The 21,259-nt window shown below is 66.7% G+C and carries 19 protein-coding genes and 3 pseudogenes; 8 read left to right on the plus strand and 14 right to left on the minus strand.

The annotated features are described in order from the left end of the window. Positions 1-107 precede the first annotated feature (107 nt). Positions 108-506 (plus strand): annotated as a pseudogene (locus tag ACH4EB_RS37605) (transposase); the annotation flags it as partial. Between the two features lie 157 nt (positions 507-663). Here ACH4EB_RS37605 and ACH4EB_RS37610 read toward each other — a convergent pair. Next, the gene (locus ACH4EB_RS37610) at positions 664-1,146 is read right to left on the minus strand and encodes a hypothetical protein (RefSeq protein ID WP_398352993.1); all 483 of its coding nucleotides are present in this window, start codon (positions 1,144-1,146) and stop codon (positions 664-666) included. 314 nt (positions 1,147-1,460) lie between these two features. Between ACH4EB_RS37610 and ACH4EB_RS37615 the strand changes: the two genes are divergently transcribed. From ACH4EB_RS37615 to ACH4EB_RS37625, 3 genes are all read left to right on the plus strand, one after another. Beyond that, entirely contained in the window at positions 1,461-2,000 is a 540-nt protein-coding gene (locus tag ACH4EB_RS37615; RefSeq protein WP_398352995.1) for a winged helix-turn-helix domain-containing protein, read from the plus strand. Next, entirely contained in the window at positions 1,997-2,545 is a 549-nt protein-coding gene (locus tag ACH4EB_RS37620) for an IS630 family transposase (RefSeq protein ID WP_398352996.1), read from the plus strand. Before ACH4EB_RS37615 ends, ACH4EB_RS37620 begins: the two co-directional genes overlap by 4 nt. A gap of 738 nt (positions 2,546-3,283) precedes the next feature. Further along, complete coding sequence (locus ACH4EB_RS37625; RefSeq protein WP_398352997.1) at positions 3,284-4,489, plus strand: tyrosine-type recombinase/integrase; 1,206 nt, start codon at positions 3,284-3,286, stop codon at positions 4,487-4,489. 631 nt (positions 4,490-5,120) lie between these two features. Here ACH4EB_RS37625 and ACH4EB_RS37630 read toward each other — a convergent pair. The 4 genes and pseudogenes from ACH4EB_RS37630 to ACH4EB_RS37645 all read right to left on the minus strand — a co-directional run bounded on the left by ACH4EB_RS37630 (position 5,121) and on the right by ACH4EB_RS37645 (position 9,304). Next, positions 5,121-5,363 (minus strand): helix-turn-helix transcriptional regulator, encoded by a 243-nt coding sequence (locus ACH4EB_RS37630; protein ID WP_398352998.1) that lies wholly within the window; start codon positions 5,361-5,363, stop codon positions 5,121-5,123. Then, the gene (locus ACH4EB_RS37635) at positions 5,360-7,603 is read right to left on the minus strand and encodes a hypothetical protein (protein WP_398352999.1); all 2,244 of its coding nucleotides are present in this window, start codon (positions 7,601-7,603) and stop codon (positions 5,360-5,362) included. The genes ACH4EB_RS37630 and ACH4EB_RS37635 overlap by 4 nt, the downstream gene beginning before the upstream one ends. A 647-nt stretch (positions 7,604-8,250) precedes the next feature. Further along, positions 8,251-8,768, minus strand: a pseudogene (locus ACH4EB_RS37640) (transposase). Beyond that, the gene (locus tag ACH4EB_RS37645) at positions 8,765-9,304 is read right to left on the minus strand and encodes a winged helix-turn-helix domain-containing protein (protein ID WP_398353000.1); all 540 of its coding nucleotides are present in this window, start codon (positions 9,302-9,304) and stop codon (positions 8,765-8,767) included. Before ACH4EB_RS37645 ends, ACH4EB_RS37640 begins: the two are co-directional and overlap by 4 nt. A 511-nt stretch (positions 9,305-9,815) precedes the next feature. On the opposite strand from ACH4EB_RS37645, the gene ACH4EB_RS37650 reads away from it, so the two are divergent. Together ACH4EB_RS37650 and ACH4EB_RS37655 are read left to right on the plus strand one after the other, a co-directional pair. Next, a complete protein-coding gene (locus ACH4EB_RS37650; protein WP_398353013.1) occupies positions 9,816-10,040 on the plus strand; it encodes a hypothetical protein in 225 nt (74 codons plus the stop codon). Further along, positions 10,037-10,546, plus strand: coding sequence for a hypothetical protein (locus ACH4EB_RS37655; protein ID WP_398353010.1), 510 nt, complete (start codon positions 10,037-10,039; stop codon positions 10,544-10,546). The genes ACH4EB_RS37650 and ACH4EB_RS37655 overlap by 4 nt, the downstream gene beginning before the upstream one ends. A 150-nt stretch (positions 10,547-10,696) precedes the next feature. On the opposite strand, the gene ACH4EB_RS37660 is transcribed toward ACH4EB_RS37655, so the two are convergent. The 6 genes from ACH4EB_RS37660 to ACH4EB_RS37685 all read right to left on the minus strand — a co-directional run bounded on the left by ACH4EB_RS37660 (position 10,697) and on the right by ACH4EB_RS37685 (position 17,773). Continuing rightward, on the minus strand, positions 10,697-10,972 hold the full coding sequence (locus ACH4EB_RS37660) for a helix-turn-helix domain-containing protein (protein WP_398353002.1): 276 nt from the start codon (positions 10,970-10,972) through the stop codon (positions 10,697-10,699). A 746-nt stretch (positions 10,973-11,718) separates the two neighbouring features. After that, on the minus strand, positions 11,719-11,922 hold the full coding sequence (locus tag ACH4EB_RS37665; RefSeq protein ID WP_398353003.1) for a hypothetical protein: 204 nt from the start codon (positions 11,920-11,922) through the stop codon (positions 11,719-11,721). A gap of 40 nt (positions 11,923-11,962) precedes the next feature. After that, positions 11,963-12,724 (minus strand): hypothetical protein, encoded by a 762-nt coding sequence (locus tag ACH4EB_RS37670; RefSeq protein ID WP_398353004.1) that lies wholly within the window; start codon positions 12,722-12,724, stop codon positions 11,963-11,965. Between the two features lie 3 nt (positions 12,725-12,727). Further along, a complete protein-coding gene (locus ACH4EB_RS37675) occupies positions 12,728-14,734 on the minus strand; it encodes a hypothetical protein (RefSeq protein ID WP_398353005.1) in 2,007 nt (668 codons plus the stop codon). Between the two features lie 83 nt (positions 14,735-14,817). Beyond that, entirely contained in the window at positions 14,818-15,258 is a 441-nt protein-coding gene (locus ACH4EB_RS37680; protein WP_398353006.1) for a hypothetical protein, read from the minus strand. A 313-nt stretch (positions 15,259-15,571) separates the two neighbouring features. Continuing rightward, the gene (locus tag ACH4EB_RS37685; RefSeq protein ID WP_398353007.1) at positions 15,572-17,773 is read right to left on the minus strand and encodes a HEAT repeat domain-containing protein; all 2,202 of its coding nucleotides are present in this window, start codon (positions 17,771-17,773) and stop codon (positions 15,572-15,574) included. A gap of 226 nt (positions 17,774-17,999) precedes the next feature. Between ACH4EB_RS37685 and ACH4EB_RS37690 the strand changes: the two genes are divergently transcribed. Next, positions 18,000-18,209, plus strand: a complete 210-nt coding sequence (locus ACH4EB_RS37690; protein ID WP_398353008.1) for a hypothetical protein — start codon at positions 18,000-18,002, stop codon at positions 18,207-18,209. Between the two features lie 95 nt (positions 18,210-18,304). Here ACH4EB_RS37690 and ACH4EB_RS37695 read toward each other — a convergent pair whose 3' ends face one another. Next, entirely contained in the window at positions 18,305-19,285 is a 981-nt protein-coding gene (locus tag ACH4EB_RS37695; RefSeq protein ID WP_398353012.1) for a transposase family protein, read from the minus strand. Between the two features lie 121 nt (positions 19,286-19,406). Here ACH4EB_RS37695 and ACH4EB_RS37700 point away from each other — a divergent pair, with 121 nt between their 5' ends. After that, positions 19,407-19,922, plus strand: coding sequence for a DinB family protein (locus ACH4EB_RS37700; RefSeq protein ID WP_361620230.1), 516 nt, complete (start codon positions 19,407-19,409; stop codon positions 19,920-19,922). Between the two features lie 67 nt (positions 19,923-19,989). Here ACH4EB_RS37700 and ACH4EB_RS37705 read toward each other — a convergent pair. Further along, positions 19,990-20,532, minus strand: a pseudogene (locus tag ACH4EB_RS37705) (transposase family protein); the annotation flags it as partial. 160 nt (positions 20,533-20,692) lie between these two features. Further along, entirely contained in the window at positions 20,693-21,094 is a 402-nt protein-coding gene (locus ACH4EB_RS37710) for a VOC family protein (RefSeq protein ID WP_398353009.1), read from the minus strand. Positions 21,095-21,259 lie beyond the last annotated feature (165 nt).

Genomic DNA, 21,259 nt, shown 5'->3' on the forward strand with positions numbered 1-21,259 from the left:
GAGATGCCCATGAACACCGGATGCGCCAGGACCGCCCGATCGACCATGCCCCTCACGACCAGAGCATGCCCACCCGCTATCACGCACCAACTCGTTAGTCCTGCTGCCTGCGCAGATTCGATCTGGAGCACACCTTTCGCCTGCTCAAGCAGTCCCTCGGCTGGACAAGGCCGCGGTTACGCGCCCCGCAGGCAGCTGACCGCTGGACATGACTGGTGATCTCTGCCCACACTCAGCTCCGCCTCGCCGTGCCGATAACAGCCGACCAGCGCAAACCCTGGGAGAAGAGCACCACGGTCGGTACGCCCCTCACGCCGACCCGCGTCCGCTGCGGGTTCCGGCACATCCGCCCCCATCTCGCCCACCCGGCCCATGGGCCGAAACCCAGCCGCCCCGGCCCCGGACGTCCACCCGGCTCCAGAAACCGGCAGCCCACCACCCGCTACGACGTCGGGAAGACCGTCAAACGCCCCGCGAGTATCACCGAACGTGACGGAACAGGTTAAGGAACAAGCTCAGAGCCTGTGTTCGAACCTGGATTCGGAGTGGGCGAGCGAGTGAGTGACACGCGGGGTGGGACCAGCAACTCCCGCCATGGGAACGCTCGGTCCGGGCCGGGACTTGGGTGGCTGTGGGTATCACTGGGTGCCTGTAGGTGCGGGGTCAGGGGAGTTCGCAGTTGGTCTTGGTGGCGGGCGCGACAAAACCCCTCTGGATGCAGGTGTCGGTGCCCGGGCCGCCGTTCATGTTGCCGGTGCCTGCGGTAGCGATCTCCAACGTGTCGTTGTTGCTCTCGCCGTTCAGCTGGCAGTTCACGCTGGCAGAGCTCTCAGCGCTGAGATCGTCCTCACCGTTGCCGCCGTTCAGGGTGGCCCCCAGGCACGCGCCGTAGAGGATGACGGTGTCGTGACCGTCGTCGCCGTTGATGGTGCCGGCGGCGGAGACGCCGAAGATGCGGATCTGGTCGTGACCGTCGCCGCCATTGATGGTGCCGGCGGCGTCGCCTTCGACGAAGATGAGATCTTGGCCGGCTCCGCTGTTGATGCTCTGGCCGGGCAGCAGGACCAGGCATTCGATGCGGTCATTTCCGGGGGTTTCGGCGCCGGTGCACCCGGGGGGCAGGGCGTAGGCGGGGGTGGTCGGCACTGTGGCCAGTCCGAGGCCGGACAGGAGCACAGCCGAGGCCAGGGCCGTGCCGCGACGGCGGAGAACCCGCCTGCTGCTGCGGAGGGCAGTGGGGCCGGGGGAAGTGCGGGTTGCGGAGAGTCGCATAGGAGTTTCGCCTTCCTGGGAACGGGCGAAGACGGAAGGGTCGGGGCCGGGATGCACGCGCCTGCCCGGAAACGAGAAAGGCCCCCCGACCTGGTTGCCAGGATCAGTCTCCGCCATCCTGCTACTGACTTTGTCTGCGCGGTGTCGTCAGGGCTGACAGGTGGTGATCGCTGCGGTACGCCCGAGATATGAGGTATCCGCAAGGCGGTGGCCTGACTGCCGAAAGGCAGGCGTTTCGCGAACGTATTCGCATGGAAGCGGCCCGGATGTTCGCTGCCGGACAGAGCAACCATCTGGTCGCGAAGAGGCTGCGGATCAGCGTCCGGTCGGTGCAGCGGTGGCGCCGGGCCTGGGAAGCCGCAGGCCAGCGCGGCCTGCGCTCAAAGGGGCCGGCGTCCAGGCCGGGGCTCAGCGAGAGCTTGTTCGCAGTGCTGGAAGAAGAGCTGGCCAAGGGGCCAGTGGCGCATGGCTGGCCGGACCAGACCTGGACCCTGGCCAGAATCAAGACGCTCATCGGGCGCCGGTTCCACAAGAGTTTCACCCTCTCCGCCATCGCCAAGATGCTGCGGCGGCACGGCTTCAGCCATCAGATGCCCGCCCGGCGGGCACTGGAGCGCGTCGAGGAGAAGGTGACCGGCTGGCTGAAGGAGACCTGGCCACGGGCAAAAGCACCGCGGCGGCGTGCGGGGCCTGGCTCTGCTTCGAGGACGAGGCCGGGTTCTCGATGACGCCGCCGACTCGCCGCACCTGGGCCAGGCGCGGGCACACCCCGCTGGTCCACGTGCGCGGACGCTCCCAGCGACGCTTCTCCATCGCCGCTCTGACCTGCTACAAGCACGGCGAACGCTCCCGTCTGATCTTCCGTCCCAAGCGGCACGGCGCCCACAAGGAGGCCAAGCGCCGAAGCTTCACCTGGACCGACTACCGCGACCTGCTCATCGCGGCCTACCACCAGCTCGGCGCCCCGATCGTTCTCATCTGGGACAACCTCAATGTGCACAAGGACGCCCGGCTGCGTGCCTTCGTCGACAGCCACGACTGGATCACCACCCACTACCTGCCGCCCTACGCACCCGACCTCAACCCCGTCGAAGGCATCTGGTCACTCCTGCGCAGGCGCTGCCAGGCCAACACCGCCTTCACCGACCCCGACCACCTCCTCGCAGCCCTCCGCCGACGGCTCCGCCAGATTCAATACCGCAGCGACATCATCGACAGCTGCCTCACTGCGACCGGACTTTCCCTAACGACATCGCGCAGACAAAGTCAGTAACCGCGATGTCGTCCCAGCCGAGCCGCTATCGAGGCGATGTCGCCGTGGTGGGCCGCGCCCAGTACGAGGACTCGATCGGTGACGGGACGGCAGCCGGGCCTCGGCGTCCGGCATTCTCGCTTCCCGACCGCATCGTGCGGGCCGCCAGCCGCTGTTTCGCCCACGGCAGACGAGAAGGAGCCGCAAAGGACTGGAACTGTCCCCGGGGCTAAGTGAATGTATAACACCCCCGGAAAACCAGGGCTCGCCAGCAGCTCACCGGGCGACATGAGGAGTCTGTTCTGTCGACTTGTGCTCTCCGAGCTGTTCGGGTGGTTGCCGTCGTCCGCTTCGGATACCTGAACGCGTACCGGCTGATGGAGAGAGGAGACATGTCCCGGGGAGCGGGGAACGCAACATAGCCGACGATCACCGGTTAGCCAAACCGGTGATTGCGCGGAGTATTGACGCTGTCCGCGCTGGCGCTTGGTGGTGGCTTTGGCGCGGGTAGGTCAGTACGCGTTGCCTAACTGGTCCTTGCGGGTGCGAGAGCGTCGGCAAAGGTTAGGAGCGCGTCCTGCTGGGCGATCCACAACGGGTGCCCCTCGGTTAGCGAAACCGGGGACCGTCCGGATCAGTGGTGTTGTTCGTCTTCGGCTGTGCTTGGCGGTGGAGCCGTAGCGGACGGTGTAGCCCATTCACCTATCCCCTCATTGGCGTAGGTGGTGAAGCGCAGTTGTTTCCATGCATTCGAGGAGAGTGAGCCTTCTGCCCGATCCCATCAAGAAACTTCCGCCGGACTCCAAAGGGAAGGTCAGGTATCGGTTTGTCGTCGACGCAGGAGTCGACCCTGAAACCGGGAGGCGTAAGCAGTTGAGGTGCACGTTCGATTCGTTGAAGGAGGCGAGAGCTGAGTACGCGAATATATCTAACCGGCGAAACGAGGGCTCGTTCGTGTCGCCCAACAAGATCACCGTGGATGAATGGCTCGATCGGTGGCTGGCGATGAAAGCCGATGACCTCGAAGAGACCACTATCTACAACTACACAATCCCCCTGGATCGAGTTCGGGGAAGGCTTGGTAAGATCCGCCTCCAGGATCTCACTGAAGAGCACGTGGAGGAGTGGAGGGACTGGGCTCTGGCGCATGGTCGCGTGCGCGGCAAGAGGGCGGGTACGCCACTCAGTGTCACGAGTGTGGATATGAGTCTCGCTCGACTGAAGGAAGCTCTGGGGAGAGCCGTTACCCGGCGGTTGGTGTACGTCAATTTAGCTGCACACGTCACGATCCCCCGCAGGGCACGCAAATCTGAGCGGAAAAATAAGGAGTACGTGCGGCCTTGGAACGTCCCAGAGGTGCAGAAGTTCATTCACGGCATCAGGGGAGAACGTCTCTACGCTGCGCTTCTTCTTTCACTCATGGGCCTTCGTCCAGCTGAAGTCTGCGGACTTCGGTGGGAAGACGTTGACTTGGAGAACGCCACGATCACCATTGCCAACACGCGGACGATGATGGGCAACCGCTACGTGGTGGAGAAGGACACCAAGTCTTTTGCGGGGGAGCGGGACCTGCCGCTTCCGGCTCCAGTGCTAGCCGCCCTCAGAGCGTTCCGGGCTCTCCAGGCCGAGGAGAGGCTTGCTCTGGGGGAGGCGTACGTCGTGTCTGGCTACGTGGTGGTACATGAGTCGGGAGAAGCCTTCACGATCAAGCAACTTCGTCGGCGCGCGTACCGGCTTATGGAGATTCTCGGCCTCCGCCGTGTCAGGCTTTACGACGCTCGCTCGTCGTGCTTCACCTTCCTGGCCAACAACGGCGTGCCGGACCACATCCTCGGCCGATGGGCCGGACACACAAACGCAAAGACGACCAAGAGGTGGTACGTCAAGCCGGATGTGGAGGACCTCCGAGGAGCCGCCACCACATGGGACGGCCTGCACGGGAATGCGCCGGAGGAGCAAGGGTGAGTCATGCGGTTCGCCCGCCGGGCGACTTGCCGAGCCGTGTGGCCAGCAGAGTTGAGGCGGACTCGGAGCCCGGCTACCGGTTGTGGACCGGTAGCGATGCTCAGGAGGTCCAGTCCGGCTGCAGCCAAGTCTCTTACGGGCGCGCGCCCGCGCTGCCGACGCAGTCACGAGTACGCCAGTCAACAGATGCCTGGATGCTCAAGGACGTCGGCAGTGCTCCGATCTGCCGGTGCAAGGTAGACAAGAGCCGCTAGGTTCACCCTGGCGATGTGACATCTTGTGACAGATGAGAGGGTCAGGCGGGTGAGTGAGACGACGGTGAAGACCCTGCAATACCGCTCTGACGGGCCCGAAGACGCACCTTGCCTGGTTCTGGGTGCGGCGCTTGGTACCACATGGCACAGGTTGTAGAGACCGTCCACGGGCGTCCAGGTGGTCCGGGGCGAGCGCGTAAGTCCAGGTCAGGGACTTGTGACGCGGCAGCGTCTCCGGGGTTGGTGACACGTCTGTGATCGCTAGTGACACGTGAGGCCCCCCGTCGGCTTGCCCCGGAGGGGGCCCTGCGTAGACGGGGACCTGCTACGACGACGCCCCGCCGGCTTGCTGCGGCGGGGCGTCGTCGTGCAGTTGGTCATGACGGATTGAAGCTTGCGCTGGAGGCTCCGTTGTACTCCGGCTCGCCGCTCTCAAGTACGCGGAGGAGCGAGGCGGTGACGACGCGGGCGGTGCGGCCTAGTGGTAGCACGCGGCATGGAAATTCTCCGCGGCGAACGAGGTCGTAGCTCTTCGATCTCGAGAAGCCGAACGCTTCGGCGGCGTCCTTGACGCTCGCCGTTCCACTCCACCTCGTGCCTCGCCGGACGAACTGCGTCATACGGGTTCCGTCATCTCCTCCATGAACTCGGGCAGTCTGCGCAGCCTGGATAGCGTCTGGTTCAGGAGGCGCACGGTCCTATCGGCCTGGCGTCGGCCGATGGGTTGGGCGACAGACGCCGCTCGGCTCTGGTCCGCGAGGTGGCCGAGGAGTTCGCCGACTTCGGTGGAGGCCGCGTGCAGGGCACGGATCCGTTCCTCGACCCGGGCCACCAGTGTCTCAAGGCTTAGTGGTTCCTCGGGGGAGGGCATGGAGCTATCGGCTTCGTCAGTCTCATCGGTGGCGGGCGCTTCGGATTGGGCCGAGACTGCAGGGGCGGGCGGCGGCGCGGTGGCTTGTACAGGGACTGATGTCACGAGTGAGGGCGTAGGTGTCATGGGTGAGAGCGCGGGCAGTGTAGGCGAAGGGAGGGGGGTGGGCACCGTCGCCGTGGCGAGCAATGGTGGTGCAGAATTTACTGTCTTGCGGGGCCGGGTACCGGTGTCCTTGGGGAATTCGCTGTCGAACCAGAGCGGTGTCATCTCCCGCCCCACCATCTCCTTGCCGGAGCTGCTGACGCGCCAGGGCCGCCGGTCTCCGTCATCCATGGTTGCGGCCAGCGACTTCAGTACGCCGACCGCCATCATCCGGCTCTTTTCGTGCCGCAGGGCCTGCAGGCAGTTCATGACGGTCCTGCGAGATCGGCGAATCCGTTCCCCTGCGTCGCCGATCGCCTCCTGGCCGTCGAGTGAGCCTCGGTCGGCCTCGATGATGCCGAAGGAGGCCAGCCAGTGCGCCGCCCTATAGGATACAAGTTCGTCGAACGCGTCGTCATCGGTGTCCGCGGCGGCGAGCAGATCTGGCAGCCTGCGTCCGGAGAGGACGATTCCCTCCCGGGCCCGGGTCGAGAAGACCTGGCCCACTCGTGGGTTCCATGGTGCCGGGTAGCTCTCGGAGGTCAATGCAGACCATGTGCGCGCCCGCTGGTTGATTTCCCCCGACTTGAGCTGAGATGGCGGGTTTTCGCTGAGCGCGCGCCGCAGTAGATGACGCTTGCGCGGATCCACCGGGAACAGTTCCTGCAACAACCTCATGGAGCGCAGGTCTCGCAGCTCGGAGACAGCCATGTCCGCCAACGCGCCCGAAAGTTCACGGATGGGCGCGAGCCCGGAAAGGACCTCTGCCGTTTTCTCGTCCATAACCTGTTGCGCCACGTACATCCCGAGAACGCTCCGCCCCAGCGCGCGCGAGCGGTCGAGGGCGTCGAACTCCAGCGGCGGGTGGACGTGATCGCGCCGGTTGTTCATCTGCACGATGCGGTAGAGCCGCTGCGGAGTGGGGGTGCCGATCACCAGATGCGCTTCCACCACGGCGATGGCCGCGGCGCGTCGCGCGCGTGAGCCGTTCGTCGGATCCAGTTCGCCGTCGCCCGTCTCCGCGAACTCCCTGTTGAGTACGGCGGAGAATGCAGGGAGCCAGTCACGAGGGTCGCAGATGATCTCGTCCCCCTCTCGCTCCAGTTTCTCGGCGGGGACACCGGCCAGCACTTCACTGGATGTCAAACGGAAGATCGACTGTCGCTTCTGTGTGCGATTATTGCCTCGAACTGCCATCCAACCCCAATAGGCGCCCGGATACAGAGGGTTGCCGTCAGCGTTCCTCTCCGGGTTCTCCTCGATCCTCACCTGCTGGGGAACGTACATCCCGGGGTCTTGTTGCCCGTTAAGGACGAGGTCTTCCTCAAGGTCGTAAGGGCGGAGGCGGTCTCGCCTCTTCAGTTCGTCCGCCGCGTCCTCAGCGTTCATGATCAACATATGTCGGTTGGCCACGACGCTTTCGAGTGCGGCGAAACACTTCTTGCGTCCATCGTCGTCGACGCCCATCCAGGGCCGGACCGAAGCCAAGGTCCGCTCCGTCTCCCGGCCGACCGTCGGATCCGCGACGGAGCGCCAGATTGAGCTGATCCGTTCGTTGTGTCCCCACTGCACACCGCCGACGCCGTGCATCCGGACGACGGCGACGACCATGTCACCGGCGTCTGTGCGGATGCGCCGGACCGTGCTGGCCTTGAGAGTGCGCACACCGCGGGCGTCGGGCTCACTCAGCGTGTCGTCGGGATCAACGATGAAGGGGGCGACGTTCTCCAGTGCACCACGGGGCAGATTCACCCCCTCGGTCGCCAGCACGGCCTTGATCCATGCCTCTTGGTCCTCCCGGGATACCGGAATTGGAAACGGTCCATCGGCATTGACCTCGCTCATGCTCTACCTCACATCACTCGGAGTCCCGGAAACGTTCCATGGCCCACTGGGCGCAGCTGGCCGCCCACCGGTAAGCCGGGTTGCCTGTCGCGAGCCCGATCAGCGAGAAGAACAACTGCAGGATTCGCAGCCGGTTCATAATCCGCTCGCGGTGTGCCGACCTCACCTCAGCTTCGGCCAGTTCCCGCTCTTTTCGTCGGCTCTCCTCGGTGGATTCGTCGAGAGGAGGGTCAGATTCCGGGGATGAAGGCATGGCTGAGGCCTTTCGGGAGTCGCGGCCGTACGTCGACTCATCGGCCAACAGACGTCCCGCATCGGCAGGTTAGGAACAGGAAGCATCTTGGCACCAGGAAGCTGAGGAGTGACATGCTTATCCGGAAAATACTCGCTTCGAGTGAAGAGGCATACTTTTGTTCCCATTGCGGGGCGGCGAGCTCGCGCTCCACTGGTGCGGTTAGTAAAGACAAGTTGCAGGTCGGTATTCCCCGCACGGAGGTGCCGAGCTCGCGAAGGTTGGCATTCGAAAAAATAAGCTGGATTGACGCATTGGCGAGTCGGTGCTAAGAATCCCGGTGTGCCAGCTGAGTCGCTTATCGCAGGTGAATCTGGTTGCGACGAGCGTGACTACTGATCTTTAATGCGTGAAGTTACGGTGGGCTGAGCCCGGTTTCGGCGAGACAGCCGTCGATAAGGTCGGGCCGGTACTGCATCTGTTTCAGCCCGTGCCTGATTGCGGTGATGAGCTCGTCCAGGCTGCGGACGGCGAGGTTGGTGAGAGAGCTGCGGTTCAGCTCGGCCCATATGCCCTCGACCGGGTTGAGGTTCGGCGCGTACGAGGGCAGCCGGATCACACGCAGCCATGGCCGGCTGCCGTCGATGAAGGCGGTCATCTCGGCGCAGGTGTGGCGGTTGAGGTTGTCCCAGACGACCACGAGCGGGCCGCCGAGCTGGTGTGGGCGGCGATGAGCAGATCGCGGTAGTCGTGCCAGGCGAAGCCGGGTGTCTCACCGCGTCGGCGGCGGTAGATGTGCAGCCGGTAGATCAGCCGGGACCGATGTCCGCACCGGTAGCACAACAGGCCGGCCACGGACACCCGGCCGCCGGGGACACGCACCACGGGAGTGCGTCCGCGTGGCGCCCAGGTGCGAGCCCGCGGCGGAATCATGGTGCGCCCGCATTCGTCCTCGAAGCAGACCCAGGCGCCCAGGTCTGCCGCAATCTCTTTGCCTGCGGCCACACCTCGCCCTTGAATACCTCGACGCCGCCGTCGTCGCGCTCGATCGCGCGGCGGAGGGGCACCTGGCAGGACCAGCCGTGCCGCCGCAGCAGCTTCCACACCCCGGGCACCGAGTAGGTGACATGGAACGTGCGGCCGATCACCGTCTTGACCCGTACCAGGGTCCAGCGCTGGTCCGGCCAGCCGTGCGCGGCCGGCCCCATCCGCAGGTACATCTCAAGCCTGGCGAACTGCGCCTCGCCCAGCCGCGGCCGGCACGGCGGACCCTTCGAGGCCAGCGCAGCGCTGCCACCCCCACACCAGGCCCGCCGCCACCGGTTCACCGACATCCGCGTCACCCGCAGTTCCCGGGCCACCTCCACATCACTGCGGCCCAGCGCGAACAACTCGGCCGCGCGCAGACGCACCCGCTCACGCCGCACCCGCTCGGCGTCACTCATGCCACCGCCCTGCGCATACCTCATGCCCAGGGCATAGCCCCCAGACCGACCGGCGTCACCCCACCGACGAACAACACGAGTTAAAGATCAGTAGTTATCGCTCAGCGCAGCACAAGGCCCAGTTTGCTGGATGAGGGCTCGAACAGGAACGAGCCAGGAAACCGGTTGGGTTCTCTCTGTCCGTGCTCCCGTGCCGTGGGGTGTCGTACGCGGGGCGCGGATCGAGCACGCCACCCACCATTGCAGTCTCGCCGGCTCCCGACTCCGCGACGTCTTCAGTTCGTACAGTACGGAGCGCAGCATCGCGGACGAGGCCCGTGCGGGCACTGTCGTCGGCCTCCTGATTGCCAGTACCGGACCGTCTCTGACCGCCTGGAGGCCGAACAGCTCAAGGCCATCCGGCAGGCCCTTCGCGCGCCGGGGGCCGGCGACCCCCTCACCGCGGTGGGCACACCACCACCTGAGCCGTGCTCGTACTCCTGGTGACCACCGGACGCATGGAGCTCGCGATCGCGGCCCTCGCTGACCTTGCACGATGGACCCGTTCCCTGACCGCAGCCAAGCCGGGACGATCCGATGCGGCACCTTCGCCATCGCCGACGATGGACCGCAGATTCTCACCGCCGAGGGCATCTCCTTCACCTACTCCGGCGCCGCCGCCCCCGCATTCGACGGCATCGACCTGGACCTCAAGCGCGACGAATCACCGTCCTGGTCAACGAGAACGGCACCGGCAAGAGCAGCCTCACCCGCATCCTGACCAACCTGTCCCTCACCACCAGTGGTTTGGTGCTACGGGACGGGGTGAACCCGGCGGATGCCGGCCCAGCCGGGGTTCTCGCCCCGGTGGCGTTCGCCCCGCAGGACCACACGCGCTGGCCGCATGCGAGAACGTCACCTTCAGCCAGCCCCGCTCCGAAGGCGACACAGCCGCTCACGCCGCCGTCGAGCTCCCGGCGCCGACAGTGTCATCGCCGCCCGCCCACGCGCTCGACACATCGCGGCCCGTTCCTGGTAGGACACGAACTCTCGGGCGGGGAGTGGCCGCGCATGGCGGTCGCCTGCACTTCCCACCCGTGTCTTCCCCATCCTGGTGATGGATCGCCGACCGCCGTGGGCGACGCTCGCGCCGAAGACCGGATCTACACCCGCGTGAAGGCCCTCGCCGTGGGCCGGGCGACCGTGGCACATGGCGGAGAAGCTGGCCAGGACGTCCACGTGATTCAGAGGCAGCGCATATGTCCAGGACAGGGCCTCTTGACGTGAGCGCATCCATGGGATTGGTGACAGGCGTGTAATCGCCCGTGACGTGTGAGGTTCTCCGTCGGCTTGCTCCCACGAGGCCCTGCGCAGACGGGGACCTGATATGAAGAGGCCCCGCCGGCTTCTTCCGGCGGGGCGCCGTCGTGCAGCTGGTTACGACGGGTTGGGCTTTGCACCGGGGGTTCTGTTGTACTCCGGCTCGCCGCTCTCGAGTACCCGGAGGAGCGAGGCGGTGACGACGCGGTTGGTACGGCCTATTGGCAGTACGCGGCATGGGAATTCCCCGCGGCGAACAAGGTCGTAGCTCTTCGACCTCGACAAGCCGAACGCCTGGGCGGCGTCCTCGACGCTCGCGGTCCCGCTCCAGGTGGCGCGGATGTGCTCAGGGCTGAACGGGTCATGATGCGTCGTGCTGCTCTGGCTGGGCATTCCTGTCCGCAGTGCCTTTCGGGTCTGGTTGCTTCCGTGAGTGGGGAAGCAGGAAGAAGCGGTGGACTACCAATAATCCGAGGAATCGCCGGTTTGGGAAACCGGTCGTTTGCGGATAACCTGCTTTGCTCAGTGCTCAGTGTTAGGGATGAGTTGGAACGGGTCTAGTCGGTGCCAGCATTGCCGGTTGGGGCCGTCGGCATTGCCTCCACGTGTTTCCGGTTACGCATCATGTGGAGTGTGTGATGATTTTGGAGAAGGCTGGTAGGGGTGCCTGGCCTGCGGGTTTGTGGGTGCGCGGTGTGGGCGTTACGGGCGATACCTTGACGCTCGTGACGCTCATCTGGCGCTCGTCCTGATGGTTTGTCAGGTGTGCTGCGTCGCTGGTCAGGCGATCGGATGCGAAGCCCGGTCAAGCTGTGTTGCGGGGAGCTGCATGACGATCAGCGGCCATGCTCCCCGACTTTGCGCACCCCCAGCAGGTTCTTCGTCTGCTGGGGGTACAGGGCGCATGGTGGTGCTGACCTGCTGTGTTACTGGCTGTGAGCGCCGTTGGGGGAGTGCTGGTCCGTGTATGGTCCGGATCTTGGCCTCAGCCGTCGAAAGCCCGTGCCGGACGGCTCGAAGCCCTGGCGGAGGTGCAGCGCCTGGGTCGCTGGATGCTGCTGGTGCTGTTTGAGTGGCGGGGCTGACGAAGAGACTTGAGGTATCGGGCGTTTCTGAGAGGACCTCTTACGGGCCGGAAATCAGGATTCAGCGTCCGGCCGCTTGCCTACGTAGCCTGGGCGGTGGCCCTGGCGGCGGAAGGGGGCTTCGTCGGGGTGCAGGTGGACTCGGGTGTGCCGCCAGGCGGCGTCGAAGGAGAGGTTGCCGCAGCTGGCTCGCGCCAGGCGCCAGGCGAGCCAGCTGGTACGGGGCGACAGCAGCCAACGCAGCGCGCTCGTACTCATGGAATACGCCTGCGGGGCGTTTCACGGCTTAGGCGGTGAGTCACGCTTCGCCATCCGGTGCGGGCGGGGTCCGGCCGTCGAGTAGAGCGGCGGCCTTCGCCGCGTGTTCGGGGCGGTTGGCGTGGTGCATGCCGCCTGCCAGGAGCGCGTAGAGCATCTGCTTCTGAGACGGGTCGGAGAAACTGTCGAGGAAATCCCTGATCAGTTCGAGTGCCGCGAACTCGGCGGTCCGTTCGTGTGCCGGGCGATACTGGGCGAAGGACTGAGCGATGTCACGCGCGGCAGTGTCGGACAGCGCCGTGGCCCAGTCGGCGTGGTCCTGCTCGATCCACCGTGCCAGGACGGCCGCTGGGTCGGTGAGTTCCCGGGCCAGCGCCTCCGTCTTTTGCCGGCGCAGGACATCGGCAACTGTCTGTCTGCGCTGGGCGGCGAGCAGTGCCGCCACGGCGGACCGGTCGTCGGGCAGAAGATCTAGCGCGAGCGCGGCGTTAAAGACGACGGGCGGACTGCTGGGCAGGGAGCGTGGACGGCCAAGATGCACACCGAGCGCATCGTGCGCGGAGGCCAGGTCGGCGGGGTCGCAGGTGCGGGTGAACTCGATGGCCGCCTTGCGCAGCACCTGGCGTATCTGCGCGGCGGTCTCCTCGACAGGCTGCGGATATGGGGGTTCGCTCACCTCCATGACGGAGATCCGCGCGGCGAAGGCGATGCCGTCATGGAGGCTGGGCAGGCGTACGTCGAAGCGGCAGGCGCGCCGCAATACTCTACGGGTGCGACGGCGCGCCCAACGACTGGTGGCCACGGATCAGGGCCTCCACGGTGAGCCGGCTGTAGGCAGCACGTCCGCTGTGGGGAGCTGAAGCTCCTTGCGCAGGTCGATGACGGCCGCGTCGTAGCGGACGTCCGGCTCACCGAACACGAGGGCGGAGATCGGCGTGGACATCAGGTGCCGCCCGACGACTTGGCGCAGGATGTCCGTGACCAGGTCGGCGGGGACCAAGTCGTCATTCGCCCGGGCGTGGGCCCAGGCAATGAGCAGATCCCCAGCCTCAGGATTGACCCGCTCGTCCGACAGCACTGCGCTCCAGCCCTGGATCAGAGCCTCCTTGACCTCTGTTTGTTTCTCGGCGGCTGCCAGCATCACCCGGAGGGCGAAGGGGTCGGTGCTCGGGTCGAGGAGGGAGAGGAAAGCGCGGTGGCCGGCCAGATGGCGGGGCTCGACGGCCCACTTGCTGATCGTGTCCCACACGAGGGGGAGCTGGTGGTCCTGGCCGGCCATCGAACGTAGGGCCTGTTCGGCCGCGGTGACGGCAGCGTCCCGATCGGTGCGCCCCAGGATGTGGCGCAGGCGTACGAGTGCCTGGTGGGGGTAGCGGTCGGCGAACATGGTCTGGCAGACGAGCGCAACGGTTGTGGCCACGGACGTGTCGGTGTTCTGGGACCACTTCAGCAGCCGGGCCCGCACGGTGGGGCCGAGGGCGTCCGCCTCTGCGGCGGTGGCCAGGACGCGTGCGATCAGTTTCAGGTGCTCGGTGGCGTCGCTGTGATCGATCCAGTCGCGGATCATGTCGATGACTCGGATGTCGTTCTGTGCCTTGGCCAGCTCGACCAACAGGTCACTGATCGGTCCGAGGCGCTTGGCGCCTGGTTGCTGCGGTGATGTCAGGTCGCTGAGCCATGCCAGAAGAGGTTGGTGGATGTCGGGACGCTGCTGCCACAGGTGGAGCAGTACAGCCCGTGCGTACCCTGGCTTGTCTTCGAGGGTGGCGCGGCGCTCCTTGACGCGCGCGTTGACGCTTTCGAACCGGGCCGTCAGGTCCGGCCCGGTCAGGATGGTGCGCACCTTCTGTTCCGCGCCTTCGCCCAGCAGCTTGCGGGCCGCGCTTTGAACAGTGAGGGCGTCCTCGCCGCTGAGGAAGACGGAAGCGATCAACAGCGCCCGGTCGTCAGCATTGTTCTGAGTCTCGTCGAACACCTTGTTGATCTCGTCGTGCCATTCCTGGAACTCGGATACAGCGTCCTTCAGGCCCTGCGGCGAGTACTCCGCGGCGGCCAGCTTGGCGACCAGCCGGACAGCTTCGCCCGGACTGCTCCTCCGGGACAGCAGGTGGGAGGCTGTGTCGGCCGGCGCGGCACTGCTGGTGTCGGTGCGGAGCCAAGCGAGCCGGTCGCGCTTGTAGTGGACGTGTTCCAGGTGCGCGATGGCCACCCGGCGGGCGTCCGGCCGGACCGTTGCCCGCGCGACCACGTGCGCCAAAGTGCCCGAGGCGCCCTCCGGCCAGCCCCGTTCGTTGGAGACGACGACCATGAACGACCTCTTGCGGCGCAGCGTCTCGGCGTACGCCACCAGAGCCGTGGCCACCTTGACCGGGTCCTTCCACGTGCCGATCTCCGCCGCGACGTCCAGCAGGTAGCCGGTGCCGGGCTCCTCGGGCAGCACGGAGATGTCCGGGGCCTCGGGGTCGTCCCAGTCGGGCCGGATCTCCTGCAGCGCGGGCAGCTGGCCTTCGGCCCCCTGCTGGGCCCGCGCTGCCTCCCACAGCGCTCTGACCCCCGCAGTGCGCTTGCCGTAACCCGGCGGGCCGGCGACCACCGCGAGCGCCGGTCCCTCGCCGGTGAGCAGCGCCGCGGCGGTGGTCACGGCAGTGGTGGGCTCGCCTTGGGACCCGATGCTCACCCACGCCGCGCGCACCACATGGAGATCGGCCTCAGAGATGGGCGTGACGGGCAGCAATTGCTTCCCGGTCATCGTCACCGATCCTGCCGCGACGATGATCGTGGAGCGCTCATTGCCCTCCACCTTCACCTTCATGCCCCCGGCTACGCCCGCGGATGGTGTATCAGGAGGGACGGGAGGTACGGGCGGGATGCCGCCAAGGAGGCCGGCCTCACTGCTCACTTGTCATCACCAGTCGTCCGGTAGGTGATGTTGTTGGCGCTCAGCGAACCGCCGGAGATGACGACTTGGCTGTTGGTGTTGTGCTGCACATTGGCCTGGACCCGGTGCCCCTCCTCCGCCGAATCCGCCCCGTCCACCAGGGCCTGGAGATCAGCCGCCGCCTCGGGGTGATGCTGCAAGAACGCCGCGAGCTGGATGAACAGTTGCTGCCGCAGAGCCTCGGACACGGCGTCGCGCTCGCCTTCCGGAGACTCGGTCAGCCGGGCATGCGCAGCGTCGACGAGGCTCAACTCCTGCTGCGCCCTCTCCTCGCCGCCCCGTCCGAAGAATCGCGCCACCCCCGCGCGGAACGACGCCCAGCCGCTCTTGGCCATCTCTGCGACAAGCACGGCCGCCCCGCCCGTGGCGACCTCCATGATGTTCAGCGCATCCTCCATGATCAACCCCCCGAAAGCGATAGAGACATCGGCATATTCGACAGCTCAGAGTGCGGGGCCACATCGATCGCGGCAATCGAATGTGCTTGCGCCGCACGCAAGTGGCCATCTCGACATGTGCTTATTTCGGTATGGTGTGACGAAGGTGTATGTCGACGAGAACGGATTGGATCAAGGGACCCGCAGAGAGAGACACTGGTCCGGGAGACCCAGCCGGTGAAAATCGGCCGTGAGTGGGGAAGGCATGCCACCGGAAGGAGGCGGAAAACTGCCGACAGGCGGTGTGGGGGAGTAACGCTGCAGAGCAATACACCTAGATCGACAGCGGGGGGCCGCCGGGGAACTTCGTTGGATCGAAGGCGGCGGTGCGGCTGGCGCCTTGGTCGATAGCGATGACTCGGGCCACAGAGAAGGCGGCCCAGCTTGGTTGCGCCGAAGCGACGATCAGCTGAAAGCCCCGGTCGGCGAGTTCCACGAGCTCGTCAATGATCTCGTGTTCAGAGGTGGAAAGCAGGGGCCCGAAACCCTCGTCGATTAGTACAATTTTGTTCGGCGTGCCGTCGGACTCGACTAGGGAGCGCAGGTGTGCCCGGTAGTTCTCCAGCCCGGAGGCATAACGGTCGTGAGCCGGAACAGTGCGGTCATTGATGTAGTGGCAACTGTACGTCTCCCGTCGGCCGTTCCAGGTGATCTGGAGGTGCTTGGCGAGGTCCTTGCTCAGCAAGGTCCGTCCGCCAATCGGGAGAGCGGAGCGCTTCGAATTCATCGACAGAGCCGAGGCGTTCAGCAGGAGGGTCTTCCCAGTGCCGTTGGCACCTACAAGCACGGTGATTCCCTCGTGGAAGACGATTCCTTGGCGCAACGCCGCAGCGACCGGCAGGGTCCCGAGTTCCTGATAGGAAAGTGGCAGTTCGGCAGCCTGGAGGATGGCGTTGGTCGTCACGAGCGAGGTGGCCGAGACGGAGCCCCGGCGTGCGAGCCCCTGCACTGCGATCCAGCGGATGGACTCCGCCGGATCGTCGCAGAGGGAAGTGAGGGAGGCGAGTGCGACCCCGTCGTCGGCCCAACCCTCGGCCAAGAATTTCGCGGCGACCGCTCGGACCAGCAGGTCGCTGTCGCAGGACAGAGCGACCAGGCAGTCCCGGACCACCGAATCATGCGCCCACCCCTGAACCAGGGCCTGCACCACTGTCTGCCTGACTCCCGGATCCTGGTGCTGGACAAGCTGGGCCAGCGCATCACGCGCGGCGTGGTCGCCCGCCCAGCCGTGCACCAGCCCCAGCGCCGCCGTCTGTCGGACGCAGCTCTCCGGGTCACCGGCCAACGCCACGATGGCGTCCCGGGCCTTGGGATTCCCGGCCCAGGCGGCTGCCAAGCCCCACGCCGCCCGATGGCGGATGGCCGACTGGTCGTCGTAGACGAGTCGCAGAAGGGTGTCGCGAGTGCTCGGGTGGTGGGCCCAAGTCGACAGGACAGTCCGCAGGGCGGCGTCGCGGGCGAGCGGGTCGCTCAGATGGGTGGCGGCTAGCAGGATCGCCAGCTCGTCGTCAGGGGCCAGAGGCACGTTGTCTGCGAGGGCGCCCTGCAGATCACTGATCTTCTGCTCCTCGGCGTCGTTGTACGCCTGGACCCGGCTGAGTGCGGTCGCGATGTCCGCGAGCGCGGGTTCGGCGTGGACGCCGTGGGAGAGGACGTTCGAGGTCGGCAGAGGCGGGAGGTCAGGCAGGGGCCGCAGGTGCTCACCATCGGCGTGCGCGGCCAGTCGCCGCAGGTTGCCCTGCGCTTGGTCCCACAGCAGCTCCAGCACCCGCCGCCGGTGGTCGACCCGGCCGTACTCTGCCTCCGCCGCCGCCTTGTACTCGACTGCCTCGGTGCGCTGCCGTTCGGCCAGCGATCGCGGAACTGTCCGCACCGCGGCGCGTGGTGCGCCGAACAGGTCGAGATCGAGCTCGGTGATCATGTCCCGTAGCGCGTCGATGATCTGCAGCAGCGTGCCCATCAGCGCTTGAGTTTCGCTCAGCTCGTGGCGGAGGCGGTCCCCAGCGCGATGCGCCCGTTCGAGGTCCAGCTGCGCCTGAAGCGAAGCGATGGCCGCCGAGGTGGTGGGCGACTCAGGGTGCGGCTGTGGCTGCGGCAGCACAGCTTGGCGGGTGCGCAACCGCCAAGCCCTGGTCAGCAGTTCCGTCGCCTCCTGGCGCAGCGCCTGGTGGCGCTGCGGAGGCAAGTTGGCGGCGTCACTGGTGATCTCTAGGAAGACCTCGAGGAACCGGACGGACGGCAGCGCGGCACCGCCTTTGAAGAGGCGGTCGAGGTGCGACTTCGAGAAACTCATCCCGCCCACTGGGTCGGCCGGCTTGGCCGTCCCCGCCGCGACCCGCGCCTGCTCCCGGTCGGCCCGCTGCTGGAAGGCGCGGGCGATCTCACGCGCGCTGAGGCACGCCTCTTGAGCCCGAGTCCGGAGAAAGCCGGCGAGCGCAAGCGCTGCATTGGTGCCGTCTCCCTGAGAGCTGCTCATTGCTGGCCTTCCTTGATCTCCTGCCCCAAGGGCGCCTCAGGCGCGTCCCTGGGGCGGGTCCGGGACACCTGCGATTCTCCCAGATCGGGCCCTCAGCCAGCGGGGTAATGCCCCGAGCTGTCCCAGCCTGCCCCAGCGCGGGTTGGGGGCGCCGTCCGTCCTGAGCAAGCTGGCTGCGCGGTCGACAACGACCGTGAGGTGTTCCGAACAACGGAGGCGTTCCGCAATGTCGACAAAGATCAACGAAGCAGTCCTAGCGACCAGCACGGGATGCACCAGCCACCTGAGCGCCGTTCCGGAGCTGCTGGTGGCCGCAGTTCCAGAATTCCTCGGCGGACTCGCGGTGGCGCTGGTCACCGCGCTGGTGGCCTGGGCCCTGCGCTTGCGGCGTGCCCGTCGGACGGTCTCGGCTGCTGCCGAAGGAGAGCCCGGCTGACGTTCCGCTGATCGGCGCTGTTGGTGAGGAAGTTACGGGCTCTCCCGCGATTGGTCGTGAGGCGTGTTGGCCTGGAGGTTCGGCTGGTGGTTGGTTCAGCAGGTCATCGGGCGGACGGGCACGGGTTCGGTGCTCGTCCGGCGCTGGGTGGTGCGCTTGGCGGCGCGGTCGGAGACCAGGCCGGCGATCGCTGCGTGGGTTTCGCCGTAGGTGTCACGTCGCCCGGTGTATCTCTGGAGCGGATGCCACTGGCGGTGTTCGGCGTTGGCGTGTTCGACGCAGATCCGGCGTGAGGACTGGCGGCGTTTGCGCTCGCGCCAGCCGTAGTACTCGGTGACCGGCAGGTCGTCCAGGTCCTTCGGTCGTCGTGGCGGGGCGGAGATCTGGTTGGGGAACTCATTCGCAAGGCCCCGGTAGCCGTCGTCCACCTCTGCCTTCACGCCGGGGTGGAGGCGGAACTGCTCGGCGATGCCCTCGGTGCGCACGCAGGTCTGGTCATGCATCCGGCCCGGACGCACCCCTCCGGACCACAGGGTCCGGCCCTGCCCATCGCTGATCGTGGTCGTCTTGACCGTGTTCTGCTTGCGCTTGCCCGACACAAACGCACGTCGCCCGGGCCGGTGTGCTTTGGGGCGCCTCACCTGGGTCTCCATCCCGTCGATCCGCAGGGTCACCCTCTCGGCCTCGGCATAGGCGAACACGTCCTCCAATGTGCGCAGCCGCAGCCCGGGGCGCTGCGGCACCGCGAACCCGCGGGCCGCGAGTAGTGGCCTCACCTCTGCCACCGCCCGGCCGATCGTCGACTTGCCCACCTGGTAGATGACGCCCAGCGCCTCATGGGTGAGCCCGGTCCGCAGGTGCACCAGCGTGGCCAGTAGCCGGTCGGTGAACACCAGCTCATACTTCGGCCCGGCCCCCGCCTCACGTCGGCGCGAACCGTGACGACGGTCATGGCGTTCGGACTCGCAGCGGGCCTCCCAGCGCGCAGCGAGCTCCGTGACCAGCTCGCCCAAGAGCCACTCCGGGACACCGCAGAACGCGGAATGCGCCATCACCGCACGGATCTGATGAGTCATCACAACCCGGATAACTCGCACGAACACCCCGATGTCCCCAACCGTGACGGAGATCATCAATCGTGGAAGAGCCCGTAAATCCAGGTGTCCCCTCCCGACCGCCCCGGTAGCGTGCGTCGGCATGACATCGGAACTGGAACGCCCCCCGCTCCAAGCGGACGAACGCACCGCACTCATCGGCTGGCTGGACCTGCAGCGGCAGATCCTGCGCTGGAAATGCGAGGGGCTGAGCGACGAGGACGCGCACCGCCCGGTCATCCCGACCTCACCGGTCATGACGATGGCCGGTCTTATCTCCCACATGCGCTGGACCGAGCACATGTGGCTGGAGGTACTGTTCCTCGGCGGCGATGAGAAGCGGAACCCGTCGTTCGACGAGTCGAGCGAGGACGCCGACTGGCACACCGAAGGCCGCCCCGTCGCCGAGCTCCTCGCGGAGTACGAGGCCCAGTGCGCCCGCAGCAACGAGATCGTCGCCGCGGCCTCCCCGGACGACGTCGGCCGCCACCCCGACTTCCGCTCCGGCAGCGCCAACCTCCGCTGGATGCTGATCCACCTCGTCGAGGAGACGGGGCGGCACGCGGGGCACGCGGACATCGTCCGGGAGCTGCTCGACGGCACGAAGGGCTATTACTAGCGCGGCTCCGCGTAGCGGGCCCTTGCCTCAGGAGCCAGGCCAACACGCCTCACGACCAATCGCGGGAGAGCCCGTTACCGTCCACCGCGATCGCCCGCCGCCGGGGGCGTACCGGCTCGGCGCGTGCGGCCGCCCGGTGGGCCCGACGCTGTTCACGCTCGGTGCCGCCGTCGGGCATCACCGGCTCCGGACGGCGGGACCGTGCGGACAGCAGGGGCCGCAGGTAGTCGTGCCCCGCCGCGCTGATCTCGCCGGGATCGAGCCGCCCCAGGATGCTGCGCAGGGTTTTCTCACTCGGGATCCGGTAGCGGCCAAGGAGCGGGTGGTAGGGCAGGCCGAAGGCGGCCAGCTCCTCCGGCGTCGCACGTCGGCACCACTCCGCCGCCGCGGTGATCGAGTCGTGGCCGGACGGGGTCATCGCGCAGACCACCAGGGCCAGGACAGAGGAGAGCCGGTAGCGCACTCCGCAGGCCCCTCGCGGATCGGTGACCGACTCGAACTCGGCAACCAGGCGACGGACTTGGTCCTTGGCCACACCCTCGCGGAGAGCTTCCAGGCAGGGCGCTTGAGGCGCACGGACAGCGACAGGAGATGATGGAGGAACGAACACGGCACCTTCGTGGATCTTGCAGCGTAGAGAACTACATGATCCACAGGTGCCGTGTTCATCTGCTTCCGGGGCTCGCCATCGAGATCAATCACCCCAGGGTGGGGCGATCCAGGTACTCGCCGGGGCCATTCCCGGAGTCCCGGGGCCCATCCGATGTACGTCAGAGCCCGACGGGCTCGCCGTCGATCCACTGGACGCGCCTGTTGCGGCACAGGCAGAAGGGGTGGCCGACCGGGTCGGTGTAGACGCGCCAGCCGTAGCCCTCCTCGCCGACGAAGTCCTTGCGGAGGGTGGCGCCGAGGGCGGTGAGGCGCTGTTCCTCGGGTTCGAACTCCTCGACTTCGAAGTCGAGGTGGAACTGCTTGGGGTGCTCGTCGTCGGGCCAGTTCGGGGCGCGGAAGTTGTCGACGCGCTGGAACGCGAGCTCGATCTTGCCGAACTTGATGCCGGCCCAGTTGTCGTCGCTGTCGGGCTTGACGGGTTCGCCGGTGACCTCGGCGTAGAACGCCGCGAGCTTCATGGGCTCGGGGCAGTCGATGATGAAATCGGTGAGCTTCAGCATCCGGCGATCTTGCCACGCGGACCGCGAGGGTGGCAGGGGTGAAGCCAGGGCCCCGGGGGGGGGGGGGGGGGCCCCCCCCCCGGGGGGCCCCCCCCCCCCCCCCGGGCCCGGGGGGGGAAAAAGGCAAGGCGGGGGGGGGGGGGAAAGTGGTTGGGGGAGGGGGTA

It is taken from the genome of Streptomyces sp. NPDC018045, from assembly GCF_044327445.1.
GTDB lineage: Bacteria > Actinomycetota > Actinomycetes > Streptomycetales > Streptomycetaceae > Streptomyces.

Coding starts and splice junctions, on each gene's coding strand:
- ACH4EB_RS37660 (WP_398353002.1), bottom strand. CDS start 10,972: ATGCCCAGCCAGAGCAGCACGACGCATCATGACCCGTTCAGCCCTGAG.
- ACH4EB_RS37710 (WP_398353009.1), bottom strand. CDS start 21,094: ATGCTGAAGCTCACCGATTTCATCATCGACTGCCCCGAGCCCATGAAG.
- ACH4EB_RS37675 (WP_398353005.1), bottom strand. CDS start 14,734: ATGAAGGTGAAGGTGGAGGGCAATGAGCGCTCCACGATCATCGTCGCG.
- ACH4EB_RS37615 (WP_398352995.1), top strand. CDS start 1,461: ATGAGGTATCCGCAAGGCGGTGGCCTGACTGCCGAAAGGCAGGCGTTT.
- ACH4EB_RS37650 (WP_398353013.1), top strand. CDS start 9,816: ATGGACCCGTTCCCTGACCGCAGCCAAGCCGGGACGATCCGATGCGGC.
- ACH4EB_RS37635 (WP_398352999.1), bottom strand. CDS start 7,603: ATGAGCGAGGTCAATGCCGATGGACCGTTTCCAATTCCGGTATCCCGG.
- ACH4EB_RS37620 (WP_398352996.1), top strand. CDS start 1,997: ATGACGCCGCCGACTCGCCGCACCTGGGCCAGGCGCGGGCACACCCCG.
- ACH4EB_RS37645 (WP_398353000.1), bottom strand. CDS start 9,304: ATGAGGTATGCGCAGGGCGGTGGCATGAGTGACGCCGAGCGGGTGCGG.
- ACH4EB_RS37690 (WP_398353008.1), top strand. CDS start 18,000: ATGTCGACAAAGATCAACGAAGCAGTCCTAGCGACCAGCACGGGATGC.
- ACH4EB_RS37695 (WP_398353012.1), bottom strand. CDS start 19,285: ATGACTCATCAGATCCGTGCGGTGATGGCGCATTCCGCGTTCTGCGGT.
- ACH4EB_RS37700 (WP_361620230.1), top strand. CDS start 19,407: ATGACATCGGAACTGGAACGCCCCCCGCTCCAAGCGGACGAACGCACC.
- ACH4EB_RS37680 (WP_398353006.1), bottom strand. CDS start 15,258: ATGGAGGATGCGCTGAACATCATGGAGGTCGCCACGGGCGGGGCGGCC.
- ACH4EB_RS37665 (WP_398353003.1), bottom strand. CDS start 11,922: ATGAGTACGAGCGCGCTGCGTTGGCTGCTGTCGCCCCGTACCAGCTGG.
- ACH4EB_RS37685 (WP_398353007.1), bottom strand. CDS start 17,773: ATGAGCAGCTCTCAGGGAGACGGCACCAATGCAGCGCTTGCGCTCGCC.
- ACH4EB_RS37630 (WP_398352998.1), bottom strand. CDS start 5,363: ATGACGCAGTTCGTCCGGCGAGGCACGAGGTGGAGTGGAACGGCGAGC.